Annotated in this window: 14 protein-coding genes and 1 pseudogene; 6 read left to right on the top strand and 9 right to left on the bottom strand. The window is 62.1% G+C overall.

Going from position 1 to position 17,105, the window contains the following annotated elements:
* The first annotated feature begins 47 nt into the window (after positions 1 to 47).
* On the top strand, positions 48 to 1,688 hold the full coding sequence (groL, locus tag J6524_RS13835) for a chaperonin GroEL (protein ID WP_225671298.1): 1,641 nt from the start codon (positions 48 to 50) through the stop codon (positions 1,686 to 1,688).
* Between the two features lie 157 nt (positions 1,689 to 1,845).
* Here the strand turns inward: groL and J6524_RS13830 are convergent, their stop codons facing one another.
* From J6524_RS13830 to J6524_RS13820, 3 genes are all read right to left on the bottom strand, one after another.
* Complete coding sequence (locus J6524_RS13830; RefSeq protein ID WP_225671296.1) at positions 1,846 to 2,403, bottom strand: HNH endonuclease; 558 nt, start codon at positions 2,401 to 2,403, stop codon at positions 1,846 to 1,848.
* A 265-nt stretch (positions 2,404 to 2,668) separates the two neighbouring features.
* A complete protein-coding gene (locus tag J6524_RS13825; protein WP_225671294.1) occupies positions 2,669 to 3,301 on the bottom strand; it encodes a LysE family translocator in 633 nt (210 codons plus the stop codon).
* Between the two features lie 34 nt (positions 3,302 to 3,335).
* Complete coding sequence (locus J6524_RS13820; protein WP_225671292.1) at positions 3,336 to 3,761, bottom strand: YybH family protein; 426 nt, start codon at positions 3,759 to 3,761, stop codon at positions 3,336 to 3,338.
* 199 nt (positions 3,762 to 3,960) lie between these two features.
* Here J6524_RS13820 and J6524_RS13815 point away from each other — a divergent pair, with 199 nt between their 5' ends.
* On the top strand, positions 3,961 to 4,908 hold the full coding sequence (locus J6524_RS13815; RefSeq protein WP_225671290.1) for a LysR family transcriptional regulator: 948 nt from the start codon (positions 3,961 to 3,963) through the stop codon (positions 4,906 to 4,908).
* Between the two features lie 145 nt (positions 4,909 to 5,053).
* On the opposite strand, the gene J6524_RS13810 is transcribed toward J6524_RS13815, so the two are convergent.
* Positions 5,054 to 6,022 carry a peptidyl-alpha-hydroxyglycine alpha-amidating lyase family protein gene (locus J6524_RS13810; protein WP_225671287.1) on the bottom strand — a complete coding sequence of 323 codons (969 nt, stop codon included), beginning with the start codon at positions 6,020 to 6,022 and terminating at the stop codon, positions 5,054 to 5,056.
* 378 nt (positions 6,023 to 6,400) lie between these two features.
* Here J6524_RS13810 and J6524_RS13805 point away from each other — a divergent pair, with 378 nt between their 5' ends.
* Both J6524_RS13805 and J6524_RS13800 read left to right on the top strand, forming a co-directional pair.
* Positions 6,401 to 6,919: a DUF3280 domain-containing protein gene (locus J6524_RS13805; protein ID WP_225671285.1), complete on the top strand. Its 519-nt coding sequence runs from the start codon at positions 6,401 to 6,403 to the stop codon at positions 6,917 to 6,919.
* Between the two features lie 44 nt (positions 6,920 to 6,963).
* The gene (locus tag J6524_RS13800; RefSeq protein WP_225671283.1) at positions 6,964 to 7,512 is read left to right on the top strand and encodes a DUF2380 domain-containing protein; all 549 of its coding nucleotides are present in this window, start codon (positions 6,964 to 6,966) and stop codon (positions 7,510 to 7,512) included.
* On the opposite strand, the gene J6524_RS13795 is transcribed toward J6524_RS13800, so the two are convergent.
* The gene (locus tag J6524_RS13795) at positions 7,472 to 9,238 is read right to left on the bottom strand and encodes a flavin-containing monooxygenase (RefSeq protein ID WP_225671281.1); all 1,767 of its coding nucleotides are present in this window, start codon (positions 9,236 to 9,238) and stop codon (positions 7,472 to 7,474) included. The two genes, J6524_RS13800 and J6524_RS13795, sit on opposite strands and share 41 nt — an antisense overlap.
* Before the next feature lie 98 nt (positions 9,239 to 9,336).
* Entirely contained in the window at positions 9,337 to 10,422 is a 1,086-nt protein-coding gene (locus tag J6524_RS13790) for a DUF2855 family protein (protein WP_225671279.1), read from the bottom strand.
* 253 nt (positions 10,423 to 10,675) lie between these two features.
* Between J6524_RS13790 and J6524_RS13785 the strand changes: the two genes are divergently transcribed.
* On the top strand, positions 10,676 to 12,082 hold the full coding sequence (locus J6524_RS13785; RefSeq protein WP_225671276.1) for a collagen-like domain-containing protein: 1,407 nt from the start codon (positions 10,676 to 10,678) through the stop codon (positions 12,080 to 12,082).
* Between the two features lie 32 nt (positions 12,083 to 12,114).
* On the opposite strand, the pseudogene J6524_RS13780 reads toward J6524_RS13785, so the two are convergent.
* The 3 genes and pseudogenes from J6524_RS13780 to J6524_RS13770 form a co-directional block, all read right to left on the bottom strand.
* Positions 12,115 to 13,662: pseudogene (locus J6524_RS13780) on the bottom strand (acyl-CoA synthetase); the annotation flags it as partial.
* A 15-nt stretch (positions 13,663 to 13,677) separates the two neighbouring features.
* Positions 13,678 to 14,865 carry an ABC transporter substrate-binding protein gene (locus J6524_RS13775; RefSeq protein ID WP_225671272.1) on the bottom strand — a complete coding sequence of 396 codons (1,188 nt, stop codon included), beginning with the start codon at positions 14,863 to 14,865 and terminating at the stop codon, positions 13,678 to 13,680.
* A 55-nt stretch (positions 14,866 to 14,920) separates the two neighbouring features.
* Positions 14,921 to 15,895, bottom strand: coding sequence for an NAD(P)H-dependent flavin oxidoreductase (locus J6524_RS13770; RefSeq protein ID WP_225671270.1), 975 nt, complete (start codon positions 15,893 to 15,895; stop codon positions 14,921 to 14,923).
* 176 nt (positions 15,896 to 16,071) lie between these two features.
* Here J6524_RS13770 and J6524_RS13765 point away from each other — a divergent pair, with 176 nt between their 5' ends.
* Entirely contained in the window at positions 16,072 to 16,959 is an 888-nt protein-coding gene (locus tag J6524_RS13765; RefSeq protein WP_225671268.1) for a LysR family transcriptional regulator, read from the top strand.
* Positions 16,960 to 17,105 lie beyond the last annotated feature (146 nt).

Below are 17,105 nucleotides of genomic sequence, written 5' to 3'. Positions count from 1 at the left end.
GTTAGGCAAAATGAGCAACCGAGAAACAGTATCTTAGGAGCAAGACCATGGCTGCCAAGGAAGTCAAATTTTCGGTCGATGCCCGCGAGAAGATGCTGCGCGGCGTCGACATTCTCGCCAATACGGTGAAAGTCACGCTTGGTCCGAAAGGACGAAACGTCGTAATCGAAAAGTCGTTCGGTGCGCCACGCATCACCAAGGATGGCGTGACCGTCGCGAAGGAGATCGAACTCGAGGACAAGTTCGAGAACATGGGCGCCCAGATGGTACGCGAGGTGGCGTCGAAGACATCAGATCGAGTTGGCGACGGCACCACAACTGCCACGGTGCTTGCCCAGGCGATCGTGAAAGAGGGAGCGAAGGCCGTCGCCGCAGGCGTGAATCCGATGGACCTCAAGCGCGGCATCGACCGCGCTATCGATGCGCTGATCAGCGATATCGAGAAGAACTCTAAGAAGGTCACTTCGAATGACGAGATCGCGCAGGTTGCAACCATTTCGGCAAACGGCGATGCCGAGATCGGCCGCTTCCTGGCTGATGCCATGAAGAAGGTCGGTAACGACGGCGTCATTACCGTGGAAGAGGCCAAGTCGCTGCAGACCGAGCTCGAAGTGGTCGAGGGAATGCAGTTCGATCGTGGCTATATCTCGCCTTACTTCGTTACCAACGCCGAGAAGATGCGCGCCGAACTCGAGGACGCCTACATTCTGATTCACGAAAAGAAGCTGTCGGGACTGCAGCCGCTGCTGCCGTTGCTTGAATCGATCGTGCAGTCAGGCAAGCCGCTGCTCATCATTGCCGAAGACGTGGAGGGCGAGGCGCTTGCCACTCTTGTCGTGAATAGGCTGCGGGGCGGGCTGAAAGTCGCTGCAGTGAAGGCGCCCGGCTTCGGCGATCGCCGCAAGGCGATGCTTCAGGATATTGCCATCCTTACCGGCGGCACGATGATCTCGGAGGATCTCGGCATCAAGCTGGAGAGCGTGACTATCAATATGCTCGGTCAGGCCAAGAAGGTGAGGATCGAGAAGGAGAATACGACGATCGTCGGCGGCGGCGGCAAGAAGGCCGATATCGAGGCTCGCGTTGCCCAGATCAAGGCCGAGATCGAAGAGACCACCTCCGACTATGATCGTGAGAAACTCCAGGAGCGGCTCGCCAAGCTCGCGGGCGGTGTCGCAGTGATCCGCGTCGGCGGCGCCACCGAGGTCGAGGTGAGGGAGCGCAAGGATCGCGTCGATGACGCGCTGCATGCCACCCGCGCCGCGGTCGAGGAAGGCATTTTGCCGGGCGGCGGCGTTCCCCTGCTCCGCGCCGTCAAGGCGCTCGATAGGCTGAAAGCAGCCAACGAGGATGAGCGCTATGGTGTCGACATCGTGAAGAAAGCGCTGTCTTGGCCCACGCGCCAGATCGCCATCAACGCGGGCGAGGATGGTTCGCTCGTGGTCGGCAAGATCCTGGACAACGATACATACGCCTTCGGATTTGACGCCCAGGCCGGCGAGTTCGGTAACCTGATCGCAAAGGGCATTATTGATCCCACCAAGGTGGTGCGCACGGCACTCGAGGACGCCGCTTCAGTGGCGGGCCTATTGGTCACTACGGAGGCGATGGTCGCTGAACTCCCGAAGAAGAAAGCGCCGCCGACAGCTCCGGGCGCCAGCATGGCCGACATGGACTATCAGATCTAAACAAACCGCCCGTGACTGGCAGGCTCGCAATGGGCTCGCCAGTCACCGGAGATTCAATTTTCACGGTGGCGCGCGCCTTCGGAACGCGTTTGATGTCGCTGCGAGCTTGAACCGAAGGCAACTGATGGAAGGCGCGATAAGTGCGCAGGGTCGAAACTTACGGATCGAGTTCGGTGTCCCAGTACAGATAGTCGAGCCAGCTGTCGTGCAGATAGTTCGGCGGGAACAGGCGGCCGTTGCGGTGCAGCTGGTGCACCGTTGGCGCGTAGGGCGTCTGCTTCGGAAACATCTTCGCCTGCTGCGGCGTCAGATTGCCCTTACGCAGATTGCACGGCGAGCAGGCGGCGACGACGTTTTCCCACGTGGTCTGGCCGCCCTTGCTGCGCGGGATGATGTGATCGAAGGTGAGATCGTCATGCGCGTTGCAGTACTGGCAGACGAAGCGGTCGCGCAGGAAGACGTTGAAGCGGGTGAAGGCGGGATGCGTGGTCGGCTTGACGAAGGATTTGAGCGACACCACGCTCGGAAGCTGCATTTCGAAACTCGGGCTGTGTACCGCCCGATCGTAATGCTCGACGATGTTGACGCGGTCGAGGAACACCGCCTTGATCGCGTCTTGCCACGACCAGAGAGACAGCGGGTAGTAGCTCAGCGGCCGGAAGTCTGCGTTCAGCACCAGTACCGGCCAACCGCCCTGCGAGACATGTGCGTTCAAGTAACGCTCCTGACCCCCATGTTAGCTGCGAAGCAGCATGCGCCCTGCATACTACAGGCAGCGTGACGGGATTGTGAAGAGCGTTCCGGGGCTTATCCAGCAGAGGGAACGCGTGTACGGCCACCGCGACCCGGGAAAAGCCTTGGTTCCTCGCCTCGCCGACGCCGGAACGCGTAGTCAATCCATCGTGATAGAGGCCTGCGGCGGGCGGACAGGGCCGCTGATTGCCATTTCACGCTCCCGATGGCGCTCTTCGCGCGGCTCTCTACGGTTTGGCAGCGCTGGTCACGAGCTTCAGGCCAAGGCCGAACATGACGGCGCCGGCTGCGCGATCGACCCACGACTTATACGACAGATATGCGCGTTGCGGCCCGGCCGACGAGAAGAGCAGGGCGACCAGCGCATACCAGGCCGTTTCCACGCAAAACACCGCCGCAAGCAGCGCGGCGGCAAACCCCATGGAAAAGGAAGGTGGAAGAAAGGCAGCGAACACGCTTGCATAGACGATCGCCGTCTTCGGGTTGCTGATCTGCGTCGTGAGACCTAGCCAAAATGCGCGGAAGGGTCGGGCGCCGGCGTGCCCGTCGGCGTCGACGACCATCAGAGGCCGCCGCGCCGATCTGAAGATGAGAAAGCCCAGGTAGCAGAGATAGAGGCCTCCCAACACGCGGAGGCCGGCATAGAGCGCCGGCACAGCCAGCAGCACGCTCTGCAGCCCGAGCAGCGCCGCCGCGCCGAATATGGCGCCGCCTGCGCCCATGCCCAGTGCCGTAGCGAGCCCCCTGATTCTGCTTGATGCGACGGCCACGCGGGCCACCATCACAAAGCTCGGCCCGGGGCTGATCACCCCGATGCTGAGTGCGGCGACGATGCTGGCGAGCGATGCTAGTTCCTGCATTGGCAATTCTCCGGGTCGCTGTGCGCGAGCTTCGTTATTCTGTGTGTGGCGGAGCCTCGATTGCCCAGCTCGGGTCGGCGCCGAACGGATGATCCATGAAGAACACCCAGGTGCCATCGGGCATGCGGCGGTGAACCTCCATGCCGTGGTGATGGACCTCGGTCGGCTTGCCGTTTTTGTCAGTGCCCTTGATCAACCACTGCGACCGCGTCATCGCGAAATCGCCGGAGACCGTCGTGTGATGGGTCACGACATCCATGTGCGGCTTCAGGCCGACATAGGCCGCCATCGTCTTTCGGATGCCGTCGGCACCCCGCGCCACCGTGCTGCCGCCATGAACTTCGTCGACCTGAACGATCGAGGCATCGGGATGGTACATCGCAGCGGCAGCATCGACATCCTGCGCGTTGAAGGCGCGTGCCAGCCAGAGATTGCAAAGTTCGGGTGATGGAGCACCCATGTCTCGGACTCCCATGTTGAAGGTTGATTGATCGTCGCGATGAGGCAGCGGCCTTATGCTTCGATGCAAAGTCGCGTCGGCGTCATCTCAGGTTCCTCATCACTCCACTGCTGGAGATAACGTCTGGCGGAACGGAAAGCACGTTGAAATTGTGCCAGCGTCACTTGCGAAGTTGCAAGTCCTCTATAGCTGTCGAGCCATGGAGGACTGGAACGAGCCCCAACTCGTGTTGGCGGTGCATCGGGCAAGCAGCCTTACCGGCGCCGCTAAAACGCTTGATATCGACCATTCGACCGCGTTCCGGCGCCTGAATGCGCTGGAAGCGCGGCTCGGGGTTCGCCTTTTCGAACGGCTTCCCGGCGGAGCCTATCAGGCGACGCCGGCGGGCGAGCGGATGGCAGCCGCAGCGGAGCGGATGGAGGATGAGGCGCTCGCCATCGACCGCGACATCGCCGGGCGCGACCACCGCCTCTCCGGTCGCTTGCGCGTCACCTCCTCGGAGACTCTCGCTTATCGAAAGCTGACCGGCCATCTCGCAAGGTTCCGGCAGACCCATCCCGGCATCATCGTCGAGCTCGTGATCGATAACCGCGTGCTCAGCCTTTCGCGCCGCGAGGCCGATATTGCGCTTCGCCCGATGCGGCCGAAGGAGGGCGACCTCTGGGGCCGCAAGCTCGCGGACGTCGCATGGACGGTCTATGGCGCTGTGAGCTATCTCGACGAGAGAGGCGGAGCGGTTTCTTCCGCGGAAGATCTCAGCCGCCATGCGCTGATCGGATGGGAGGATACTGCGGCCGGCATCATGGCTGCAGATTGGCTGAATCGAACGGTGTCAGATGATGCCTTCGTTTATCGGACGAACAGCCTCGTCAATCAGTTCATGGCCGCCAAGGCCGGCATCGGCCTTGCGCTGCTTCCCTGCTATCTCGGCGATGAAGAATCCGGCCTCGTCCGCGCGCTGCCGAATCCGGTGCCGGACCTCGCCGGTGAACTATGGATCGTGACACACGCCGACCTGAAGAGGACCGCGCGTGTTCGTGCCTTCTTCGACCTCGTCGGCGAAGGCCTGGCTCGTGAGCACAATTTGTTTCGCGGGCTAGCAAACCGTAATACTCCCGCGTCCCGGACGCGGCGCGGCACGAAGTGACGCTCCGCAGAGCCGGGACCCCATCTCACCGCATGTTGCCTTGGGGCCCCGGCTCAGCAGCGCATCACTGCGTGCTGCGCAGCAGCCGGGGAGCGGAGCGCAGTGATCACCCCGCGAGGGCCACGCTGCAGATCAGGGGGGAAGCCTACAGCTTTTCCAGCTTCTGCAGGCAGCGGCTGACGCTGACCTCCGGCGGCATCGGCGCATCCGGAAAGCTTGTCTTCCAGTCGGTGACGCCGACTTCGCCGATATAGATATCGCCTCTGGAATCCAGCGCGATACCGTGCGGCGCGAGGAATTTGCCGGCCTCTAACCCCGGACCGTTCTCGCCGCCGAGGCGGGCGATGCGGTTGCCTTTTGAATCGACGACCGAAAGCCGCGGGCCGAGGTTGGGCACCTTGCGATTGACCGCCATGCCGGGCCCGAGTTCGCCGACGATGAAGGTGGGATTTTTGCCGCCGCAGCAACACAGCGCGCAGGGCCGGTGCAGAAAATTCCATTGCGTCTCGTATTTGCCGTTGCCGTCGAACACCTGAACGCGATGGTTCTCGCGGTCGGCGACATAGACCCAACCATCCGCATCGGTCGCGATGTTGTGCACGATATTGAACTGGCCGGGGTCGGTGCCGGGCTCGCCCCAGGTCTTCAGGAGCTTTCCATCCGGCGAATATTTGTGGACGCAGGCATTGCCGTAGCCGTCGGAGACATAGATTTCGCCCTTCGGCGACAGCGCTGTGTGAGTGCAGCGGTGGAACGGCTCGCCGCTCATGAACGGCGCCGGCTTGTTCGGGATGCCGATCGTCAGCAGCACCTTGCCGTCAACGCTGCATTTGCGCACGGTGTGGTCGCCGTCATCGGTGCAATAGAGATTATCGTCGGCGTCGATGTGCAAACCGTGCGCACGGTTGAACAGGCCTTCGCCCCAGCTCTTGATGAAATTACCCTCGCGGTCCAGCACCACCATCGGATGGTCGCCGCGGTTGAAGACATAGATGTGGTCCTTGCTGTCGACGGCAACGGAAGCGACATCGGTCAGGCGCCATCCGTCAGGCAGCTTCGCCCAGTTCTCCACCACGCGGTAACGATGTTCACCCGAGCCCAGGATGGTTGGCATGTCTGTTTCCTCAGATTGTTGTTCTTATGCGACGGTCAGGAGCGAAAGAAGCCGCGCCGTGCCTACTGGTCTAGCTTTGCATATCCTCCACCAGGCCGCGCGACAGCGATAAAGCAAACCGCCGCCACCGCCGCGACTCGCAACGTCAGCCGCAGCTTCAAATCGATGGCGCGCAGCGGGCCCGCCATGGCGTGGAGTGCCTGTCGCAAGCTTCCTCCCTCTGCCTCGACTATAAAGGCAAATTTCGCCGGGAAGAAAGCGGCAGGGCAAAATCGGGTATTTCACCCGGCCGATCGAAGGAAAGTTGCCGTATCAGGGTGACGGCGGATCGGGCGACATGGCCTGGCAAACGCCATGTTCGCAGCTTCAAGGTGCTCCATGCGTTACATCGCCTTTCTTCTCGCGTCGGCAATGTTGCTTGGAGGACCCATTGCGGCCGGAACCGTCGAAGTAGCTGGGCGGCCTCCGATCAAACTGGCGGTGTTTCCTTTTGAACTTGAGGATTTCAGCGCCGGTGCCGCCTACGTCCCGCCTGACGAGATCGACCGTGAGCAATTGCGGCTTGCGACGGAAGAGGCGCGACGGCTGATCGCGGAATCCGGACGCTACCAGCTTGTTGACGTCAGCACGGTCAACGACCCTACAGCGAAGGCCGGCAAACTGCGCGACTGCGAGGGCTGCGACGCCAGGATCGCCGCCGGCCTTGGCGCCGATCAGTCGATGATCGGAATCGTTACGCGCATCACCCGGACGGAATATGCGGTGACCTACAGAATCCGCGACGCCCGGTCCGGAGCGCTGATCGACGTCAAACAGACGGATTTGCGCATGGGCGCCAACGTGGCCTGGAGCCGGGGCGCGCGCTGGCTGATCGAGCGCCGTCTGCTGGAGCGGTGAAATAGAAGCGTAGCCGAAAGGAACCATTTGCAATGGAAAAGCTGATGAAACTGCGGGTCTTTGGCCTCGTCTTGACCGCCGCCGCCGTTGTCTGCATGTGGCCGGTTCGACAGGGCCATGCGCAGGGCGGCCCGCCTGTGATTGCGGTCGCCGGAATCGAATATGTCGACACTTCCGGCGAGGTCATCGATCAGCGCGCCGACCACGAGCGGCGCCTGCGCGAATTCGAAGCTTCGCTGCGGACCGATCTCGCGGCGAGCGGAAAGATACGAAGCGTCGTCCTAGATTGTCCGCCTGACGCCTGCTCGGTCGGCGACATCAACGTCGCCCAACTGGCCGGCAAGGCGCAGGCGGCCGGAGCCGGCTTTCTCGTGATCGGCAGCGTTCACAAAATGAGCACGCTCGTGCAATGGGCGAAGTTCAGCATTGTCGACGTGACGTCTCAAAAAGTGGTTTACGATCGCCTCTTCAGCTTCCGCGGCGGCAATGACGAAGCCTGGCGCCGCGCGGAATCGTTCGTCGTCCGGGAAATCATCGAGCGCGAAGCGATGCTCACGCGCTCCGCGGCAGCAGCCCTTCCTCGATCGCCTTGATCTGCAGCGCGAGATGCTTGGAGCCGATGCGGCATTGCGCAAGGCCGCCGGCGATCAGCCAGAGCCCGGGCTGCTTGGTGCGGGTATACATGTTGCGCAGCTCCTGCTCCTCGCCAAAGCCCCAGATCGTGCCGACGCGTTGTTCCACGGCTTCGCCGAACAGCTTTCGCACCAGCTCTTCCTGTCGCCTGTAGCCGGTCGCCAGCACCACGAGATCGGCCTTGATGGTCTCGCCGTCCTTCATCTTGGCGCCATCGGCCGTGAACGTGTCGAGATCGGCGAACTGCTTCAGCGCGATATCACCCTTGATGATCAGGTCGGAGCAGCCGACGTTGAAATAGTAGCCGCCGCCGCGAGTGAGGTATTTGAACTGCCAGCCGGTATTGTCCTCGCCGAAATCGAGCTTGAAGCCGACGCGCTCGAGACCTTCGAGCAACTCCCTGTCGAGCGCCTTGGATTTCTCAGCGGTCAGCGCATGGCTCTTGCGCGCCAGCTTGAGCGGCATCGACACGGCGATCAGATCGTTGTCCTCCAGCGTGCCTTCATTATAGGGCGCATAGACCAGTTGCGCCGACGGCTCGATGCTGACCACCAGCGTGGAGGAGCGCTGGAACAGCGTGACTTCAGCGCCGCTGGAATAGAGGTCCTGTGCAATGTCGTGGCCGCTATTGCCGGTGCCGATCACGATGGCGCGCTTGCCCTTCCAGTTCTCGCCGTCGTCATACTGGCTGGAGTGCACGACCTTGCCGGCAAAATCCTTCAGCCCGGGAATCTCCGGCACGTTCGGGATGCCGCTGACGCCGGTCGCCAGCACCACATGACGCGGATGCATGGTGCGCTTACCGCCGTCGGCGCGACGCAGTGTCACCGTCCATTGGCCTTGTTGCTCGTCATACCTGCCGCCCTCGAATTCGGTCTCGGTCCAGAAGTTCAGCTCCATCGCCTCGACATAGGCCTCGAACCAGTTGGCGAGCTTGTCCTTCGGGATATAGGTCGGCCAGTTCGGCGGGAAGTGCAGGTAAGGAAGGTGGTTGACCTGCACCTGGTTGTGCAGCGTCAGCGCGTGGTAGCGCTTGCGCCAATTGTCTCCGATGCGCTTCTCGCGATCGACGATCAGGGTGTCGACGTTTAGCTGCTTCAGCCGCGCAGCGATGGAGAGACCGGATTGTCCGCCGCCGATGACGAGCACGGTCGGATCGCGGTCGGCATATTCGACCGAGGCTTTGCGCATGTCGAGCCAGTTGGGCCCGCGAAAATCGCGCGAATAGGCGTTGCCGCGCGGCCGGTTGACGCCGAGTTGCTCCTCAAAACCCTTGAGCTCAACGAGCTCGGTCAGCAGCGTCCAGGCTTTCAGGCGATTGCCATCGTCCTCATCTGGTACCAGTCGGATGATGCCGTTGCCGCGCCCGACCTTGGTCTCAAAGTTGAAGATGGCCTCGATCGCGGAGGTGCCGGCGCGCATTACCTTGCGCGGTGCGGCGCGGCCGGGAGCGATGGCGAAACCACTCGGCGCCGTGTTGCGGGCCAGCGACGGCAGCGCTTGCAAGATAGCGTGCCTGCCGTTCAGCGTCTGGATGTTCCAACTCAGCGCCAGCACGTCGCGCCAGTAGCTGTCGGAATGGAACAGCTGCTGCAGCAGGTCGTCGTCGGGTTTTACCAGCGCTTCCTCGAATTGCGCAAGCCAAGTGTCGGCGGCAACCGAACTGTCGTCCGTCCTGTCGAGCATGGGCGCTTCCCATCACCTGCCGTCTTCGCGGCGTTTCCCTTATCCGCGAAGCCTATACCCATTCGCGACGGCGCAGAAAGGGCGTGAGGAGATGCCGCCTATTCCGATAGTGAGAGCATCAGCCCCTGATCCGGCGGGACGCGGCCGTTGAGGGTATCGAGATAGGCTCGCTGAACCGCCGCGGGCCCGCGGTGTTCGCTCACCTTCATCCATTGGTCCAGCTTCGGCGCGAAGCCGGCCCATGCCGCGCCAAACCTCATGTCGAAGCCGCCGGGCCCCCATTCCTTGGCGCGTTTGCGGATATGATCCGGCGCGAAGAAAAACAGCGGTTTAGCGCCCGGCAGCGCCTGCGGCGGTTCATTGGGCGATGACTTGCGATGGGTGAGCCCAATGATTCCGCTATATTTCATTTGCTCCCCGAAGTGCTGGTGCAGCGTCGCACGTAACGGGCTGTTGCCGGCCATGTCGACATAGGCTACGGGCTGCTCTGCCGGCAGCGAACTCACGCGGTCATAGGTCACGACCTCGTCGTAGCATCCGAGCGATTGGACGAAGTCGACATTGCCGGCCGAGGTCAGGCCGATGACCCTGATGCCTCTCGCGTGCACGAGATGCGCGAGACCGTAAGCTGTCTTGCTGGAAGCCGAGGATAGCATCACACTTTTCGCACCAAAAAATTCATTTTCGGCGAGAAAGTCATCGACCAGGAACGATAGCACGAACAGCGGCCGAAGCAGCGCCTGATAGGCTCCCTGCTTGCCCGCAAAAGCCGGATCGCCGCTGACGCGCGCATAGGCGTTATAGACCGGCGCCACTCCTTGCCGATGCGCGGCGGCATCGCGCAGGCCGCGCTTACTGACATCGGCGGCCTCGATAACAAGATGCGTCGACATCGGGAAGTAACCGAACAGGATTTCGCCTTCGGCAATGCCGGGATGCTTTGAGGCGATCACTTCGCCAAGTCCCCACACCGGAACGTTGCCGAAACCTTCGGGCGCCGGAAACAGCTGCCAATACTTCAGATGATCGCCGAGCACGGCATAGGTGATATTGTTGGCGGTGAAGGCAAAGCGCGTAACCTTCACCAGCAGCGCGTCGTCAGGAAGGGCATCGGGCAGTTTCGTTTCGATCACCTTGCATTGCTGCAGATCGTTACGGGCGACGATGAAGTCGGTTGATGGCATGTGTCGATCCCTGCTGCTCACATGCCGCGATCTTTGCGCCCTCCGATGATCGCTTTGCAAGAGCAACAATGTTTTAAACGGCGTTTGCCTTTCCGCCGTGATCATGAGGGTGTGACCTGTCATCGATCGTTCTAAAAGCCCGCAGCCGGAAATTCGCTTTGCGCTCACTTCGGTAAAATTGTATTATTGAAGAATACATCCGTTAGTCGTTTCAGTCTGCCTAAGCTGCACACGCGTTTTGGGGAGAGACGCCATGGATTTCACGCAGTTTTTTCAACTAGTCTTCATCATCATTTTTGCCGGCGTGGCATACCTTGTCCTGGATCAATACAAGTGGTGGAGGGACCGGCGGGTTGAAGGCTGGCGCAAGAAAGGAATTCTGCCGCCACCTGCAGAGATCGAGGAGCCTAACCTAACCAGCAAGGGTGAGCTTTCGACGGCCGCCAAATACGCGATCTGGAACTACATGTTCAGCCTTCTTGCAGTGGGCGGTACGGTCATTGGAATCCTTTCGGGTATCGCGGGTTACATGATCAAGGATCTTGCCACCGAAAAGGCCATCCAGACGGCTCTCAACGAAATGCAAAAGCCGTTATCGAGCCAGATGGATAAGTTTGCGGATGCCAACGCCGCGCTCAAAGTAGCCGTCGAACGTATCAACGATTCAAAAACATTTCCGAAGGCAGTGGCGGACGATTTGGTCGCGCGTTATCCCGACAAGTTGCGCGGTGCTGACGGCAAGAATGGCGCTGACGGTCTCCCCGGCAAGGACGGCCCCTCTGTCGCAGACGTTGTGGCAGCATTGATGAAATCTCATGCGACCGAGCTTCGCGGCAAGGACGGCAGCAACGGCAAGGATGGGGTAGATGGCAAGGACGGGAAGGATGGTCTGCCCGGCAAGGATGGTCCCGGTGTTGCAGAGCTTGTGGCTGCGTTGATGCAGTCTCATGCTGCCGAGCTTCGTGGCAAGGACGGCAGCAATGGTAGGGATGGGGCCAATGGCAAGGACGGAAAGGATGGAAAGGATGGTCTGCCGGGCAAGGACGGCCCCGGGGCTGCGGAGGTAGCGGCCGTATTGGTGCAATCCTATGCGACCGAGCTTCGTGGAAAGGACGGCAGCAACGGCAAGGATGGGGTCAATGGCAAGGACGGAAAGGATGGTTTACCCGGCAAGGATGGCCCTGGTGTTGCAGAGCTTGTGGCTGCGTTGATGCAGTCTCATGCTGCCGATCTTCGCGGCAAGGACGGCAGCAATGGTAGGGATGGGGCCAATGGCAAGGACGGGAAGGATGGTCTGCCGGGCAAGGACGGTCCCGGCGCAGCAGAGGTAGCGGCCGTATTGATGAAATCCTATGCAGCGGAGCTTCGCGGCAAGGATGGCATCAACGGCAAGGACGGGGTCGATGGCAAGGACGGAAAGGATGGTTTACCCGGCAAGGACGGCGTGAATGGCCGGGATGGTGTCAGTCCGGAACTTGGCGAGATCGCGGAGTTGGTCGTGAAGCGGTATGGCGACCAATTGCGCGGACCGCTCGGCAAGGACGGAACAAGTGGTACTAATGGCCAAAGCCCCAACGCTGCGGAAGTCGCGACAGCGCTATGGGAGAGGCATCGCGATGAGATTCGTCAGCGGTGGGGGAACCGAAAGCAATCGCGTTAACGGCAACTCCAAGACAGCTCTCCGATCTGCGCTCACATTGCGGCCCTCAGTTTGCCCTCAGCATACAAATCCCGCAGCTTGCGCTTGAAGATCTTGCCGGTGGCTTCCCGTGGCATTGCGTCCATGAACTGGATGTCCTTCGGCACCTTGAAGTTCGCCAGCTTGCCGCGCAGAAACTCCTGCACGGCGGCTGGCGACAGCGTTGCATCCGCTTCGGGCTCGATGCAGGCGAACAGCCGTTCGCCGAACTCGTCGTCGGGCACACCGAACACCGCGCAGTCGCGCACGCCGTCCATGCCGATCAGCGCGTTCTCGATTTCCGCCGGGTAGACGTTGACGCCGCCTGATATCACCATGTCGCGCTTGCGGTCGCACAGGAACAGATAACCGTCCTCGTCGAGATAGCCGACGTCGCCGACGCTGACGAGGCCGTCGCGCCCGGCCTCCGCGCGCGCCTCGGCCTTGCCGTGATAGTCGAAATCCGGCACCGACATCTGCCGCATGAAGATCTCGCCGGGCTCACCCACGCCACACAGCGAACCGTCGGGGCGGAAGATTTTCACGATGCCGCCCTCGATGGCGCGGCCAACGGTGCCGGGTTTTGCTAGCGCCTCCGCCGCCGAATGCCACACCGGAATGCCGGTTTCGGTCGAGCCGAAGTATTCGTTGATGACAGGCCCCCACCACTCGATCATCGCGCGCTTGACCTCTGGCGGGCAGGGCGCTGCGCCATGCACGATGAAGCGCAGCGACGACAGATCATAACGCCGCTTGATTTCATCCGGCAGCCGCAACAGGCGCACGAACATCGTCGGCACCATATGCATGTGGGTGACGCGGTGTCGCTCGATCAGCTGCAGCATGTCCTCGGGATCGAAGCGCGGCTCGAGCACGATCTTGCAGCCGCTGCGGAACGCCAGCATGCCGTAGGAATTTGGCGCCGAATGGTACATCGGCCCGTTCATCAGGATAACCTGGTTTTCGTTCGGCTTGACGCCATAGGCGATGCCGCCGACGCGCGCGGAGGCCGCCTGCTGTTCCGGCGTCATCGGCTTGCGGCGCACGCCCTTGGGCGCGCCGGTCGTGCCTGATGTATAGAACATCGGCGCGCTGCCGATCGGCGCTTGCTGCGATGGCGCATGCGTGTCGCGCCAGAGGTCCCAATCGGTCATGCCTTCAGGGACCTGTGTCAGCTCCGGCGCAACATTGAATGCGGCGGCTATTTCCGGCGGCGTCGTCACTACGAGCAGCCGCACATCGGCGGGCAGGCCGTCCTTGATCTGCGGCAGCAGGTCGGCGTGGCAGACCAGGATCTTCGCGCCGCTGTCGGCAAGGATATAGGCGACCTCCTCGGCCTTCAGATGCCAGTTGATCGGCACCACCGGGCTGCCCAGCGCCGCCGCGCCGGCCGAGACCTCGAAGAACGCAAAGTCATTGCGCAGCATCATGCCAACAGGCGTTCCGCCGCCGACGCCCAGCGCCTTAAAGCCCGTCGCCGCCCGCGCGATGCGGGCGTGGATGTCTGGATAGCTGATCTGGCGGTCGCCGCCGATAATCGATGTCAAATTGTCCTCCTCGGTCGCGGCCGTATAACCCTAGCGGTCGTCCAGAATGTCACCGAAACCAACCCAGCTCTTGCCGTCGAAGCGGCGCAGCCGCAATTGCTGGAACGGCAGGTAATCCTCGGAATCGGTCGTAACAGTGATGCCCGGCAGCAATAGCGGCAGCGACACCTCGCGCAGCGAGGCCGCCTGCTTCATGATGTTGGCGCGGCTGAAATCGCCGTTGCAGGCGGTCAGCACCTTCACCATCAGGTTCGCATAGTGATAGCCGGCGGCGTAGTTCGAATTGGAGAGGTCGGCATTGGGCATATACTGCTTCATGAAGGCGAAATATTCCTTCACGCCCTCGTCATTGGCCCATTGTGCATCCAGCGTGTCCTTCTGGTTAGAAGACGAGATCAGGCCGACGGCGTTGTCGAGGCCGGCCGGCTCCAGGAACGAGATCGACGAGGCCGAAGTCGGCACGAAGAACAGGTCCGGCTTCCAGTTGATCTCGGCGACGCCCTTGATCATCTGCGAGGTGAACTTGCCGAGCACGACGCCGAACAGCACATTGGCGCCGGAAGCCTTCAGCGTCGCGAGCTGCGAGCTGATGGTCGGCGCTGACGTCTCGTAGCTCGCTTCCGAGACGATCATGCTGGCGGCCTTGTCGCCTAGCCCGCGCTTGAAGCCGGCGACATAGTCGCGGCCAAAATCGTCGTTCTGGGCGAGAATGGCGATCTTCGCGTCCGGCTTGGTTCGCAGGATGTGCTTGGCATAGATCACGCCTTCGGACTGGTAGGTAGCCATGCCGGGCATGGTCCACGGATAATTCTTTGGGTCCGCCCATTTGGTCGCACCGCTCAGCACGAAGAGCTGCGGCACCTTCTTGTTGTTGAGGTAACGGTGCACGGCGTTGTTGGTGGCGGTGCCGAGCGAGCCGAACATCAAGAGCACTTCGTCCTGCTCGACCAGCTTGCGCGTCTGCTCGACCGTCTTGGGCGGCGAGTAGGCATCGTCGAGGCTGATGAACTTGATTTTGCGGCCGTTGATGCCGCCTTCCGCGTTGATCTTCTCGAAATAGGCTTCCTGCGCGCGGCCGATGATGCCGAAGCCGGAAGCGGGGCCGCTATAGGGCAGGGTCTGCCCGATGCGGATTTCGTCCTTCTCTCCCTCGGCGAGCGCTGCGGCGCTGCCGAGAGAAGCAAGCGCAATCGTCAATATGGCCCGTGACAGCCTCATTGGTTTCGTCCCTCTGCTTTGCTTTGTTTTTTGTTGTTGATGATGGCGATCGCGATTACGCGCTCGCCCGCCTGAGAAAGTCGCCGCTGGCGTCGGCGAACTCGGCCTTCAGGCGTTCGACGAGTTCGGCGACAGGAGGCGCGTCCGCGATCTGGCCGATGCCCTGGCCCGAGCCCCAGATGTCGCGCCACGCCTTGGATTTCATGTTGCCGCCGGAGCCGAAGTTCATTTTCGACTTGTCGGCGACCGGCAGGTTGCTGGGATCGAGGCCGGCGGCGGCAATCGACGGTCCCAGATAGTTGCCGTGCACGCCGGTGAACAGGTTGGAATAGACGATGTCGTGCGCGGCATGCCCAATCAGCGCGGCCTTATACGCCGGATCGGCATTGGCTTCAGCAGTGGCAATGAAGCGCGTGCCCATATAGGCGAGGTCGGCGCCAAGCGCGAGCGCGGACGCGATGCTCCAGCCGTCGGAGATCGCGCCCGACAACAGGATCGTGCCTTTGAACCATTGCTTGACCTCGCGCACAAGCGCGAACGGCGACAGCGTGCCAGCATGCCCGCCCGCACCGGCGCATACCAGGATGAGGCCATCGACGCCCTGTTCGGCGGCTTTGCGCGCGTGCTTGACGTTGATGACATCGTGGAACACCACGCCGCCATAGGAATGCGCGGCTTCGACGATTTCCAGGGGTGGGCGCAGCGAGGTGATGATGATCGGGACCTTATGCTTCACGCAGGTCTCCATGTCCCTCATCAGCCGGTCGTTGGAAGAATGGCAGATCTGGTTGACCGCGTAGGGCGCGACCTTCCGATCAGGATTCTGCGCCTTGTACTCGCCGAGCTCGTTCTCGATGCGCGTCAGCCACTCGTCGAGCTTCTCCACCGGGCGCGCGTTCAGCGCCGGGAAGGAGCCGACGATGCCGGCCTTGCACTGAGCGATCACGAGCTCGGGCCCGGAGACGATGAACAGCGGCGATCCCACGACCGGCAGGTCGAGCTTGTCGGCAAGCGAAGCAGGCAACGGCATTCGGTTCCTCCTCTGCAGCGCAAGCCGACAGATCTCCGGAATGCGCGCTTGATGTTTTGATTTGCTGCGCCACGGGCGACGGCCGTGGTTTGTTGGATGCATTATAGGACTGGACGCGGCCCTCGGCCTGTTCAATATTGAACAGATAATGCACCAGGAATGAACACAGCCGATCGATGGACTGGGACCTCTGCAAGACCTTCGTCGCCGTCGCCGAAACCCGCAGCTTCGCGGCGGCGGCGCGACGGCTGCGCTCCAGCCATCCGACGGTCGGGCGCAGGATCACCGAGCTGGAGAGCCAGCTCGGCATTCCCCTGTTCGCGCGCTCAAATGACGGCCTTTCCCTGACCTCGCAGGGCCGCAAGTTTCACGAGCACGTCGAGGCGATGGCCGCGGCAGCCTTGCGCGCCGAAGCCGCGGTCTCCGCCACCGGCGCGCAGGCGAGGGGCGTCGTCAAGCTGTCGATCGGCGCAACGCTCGCCTCGCACTGGCTGATGCCGCGGCTCGGCCCGTTCCTTCGCACGCATGACCATATCCAGCTCGAGATCATCACCCATCCGTTTCCGGCGAGCGTCCGCCGCCGGGAAGCCGATGTGGTGCTGCGCCCCGTCGACAGCGGCGAGGAAAACCTAGTCGGTCGCAAGATCGGCCGCCTCGGCACCGGCTTCTACGCCTCGCGCGACTATGCCGCCGGGCGGCGTCTGCCCGAACGGCGCGACGAATGGAAGGGCCACAGCGTGATCGGCTTTGCCGACCGCGCCTCGAACGAGCGCCTAGCGCGCTGGAGCGATGTCATCACGCGGCAGGGCCAGGTGGTGATGCGCTGCTCATCGCAGGGCGACATGCTGGCCGCGGCCCGCGCCGGCCTCGGCATATCGGCTTTGTCCTGCTTCGTTGCCGCTACCTATCCGGATCTGGTGCGCGTCGCCCCGCAAAAGCTCGTCAGCGTGGCCGATATCTGGCTGCTGGCGCATCCGGACTTGGTCGAACTCCCCGCGGTGCGCGCCGTGATCGATTTCGTCACCGCCTGCGCGCGGGAGGACCGGGTGAGGCTGCGGGGATGAGAGAGGTGAGGCGCTGACGGTCTTCGTTCCCCGGACGCAGCGCAGCACGCGAGTGATGCGTTGCTGAGCCGGGCCCATACGAACCTCGAGCCAAGAGGTGAGATGGGGTCCCGGCACTGCGGAGCAGCGCTTGCGCGCTGCGCCGC

The sequence above is a fragment of the Bradyrhizobium hereditatis genome, from assembly GCF_020329435.1.
Lineage (GTDB): Bacteria > Pseudomonadota > Alphaproteobacteria > Rhizobiales > Xanthobacteraceae > Bradyrhizobium > Bradyrhizobium hereditatis.
This window is presented reverse-complemented; position numbering and strand designations above follow the sequence as displayed.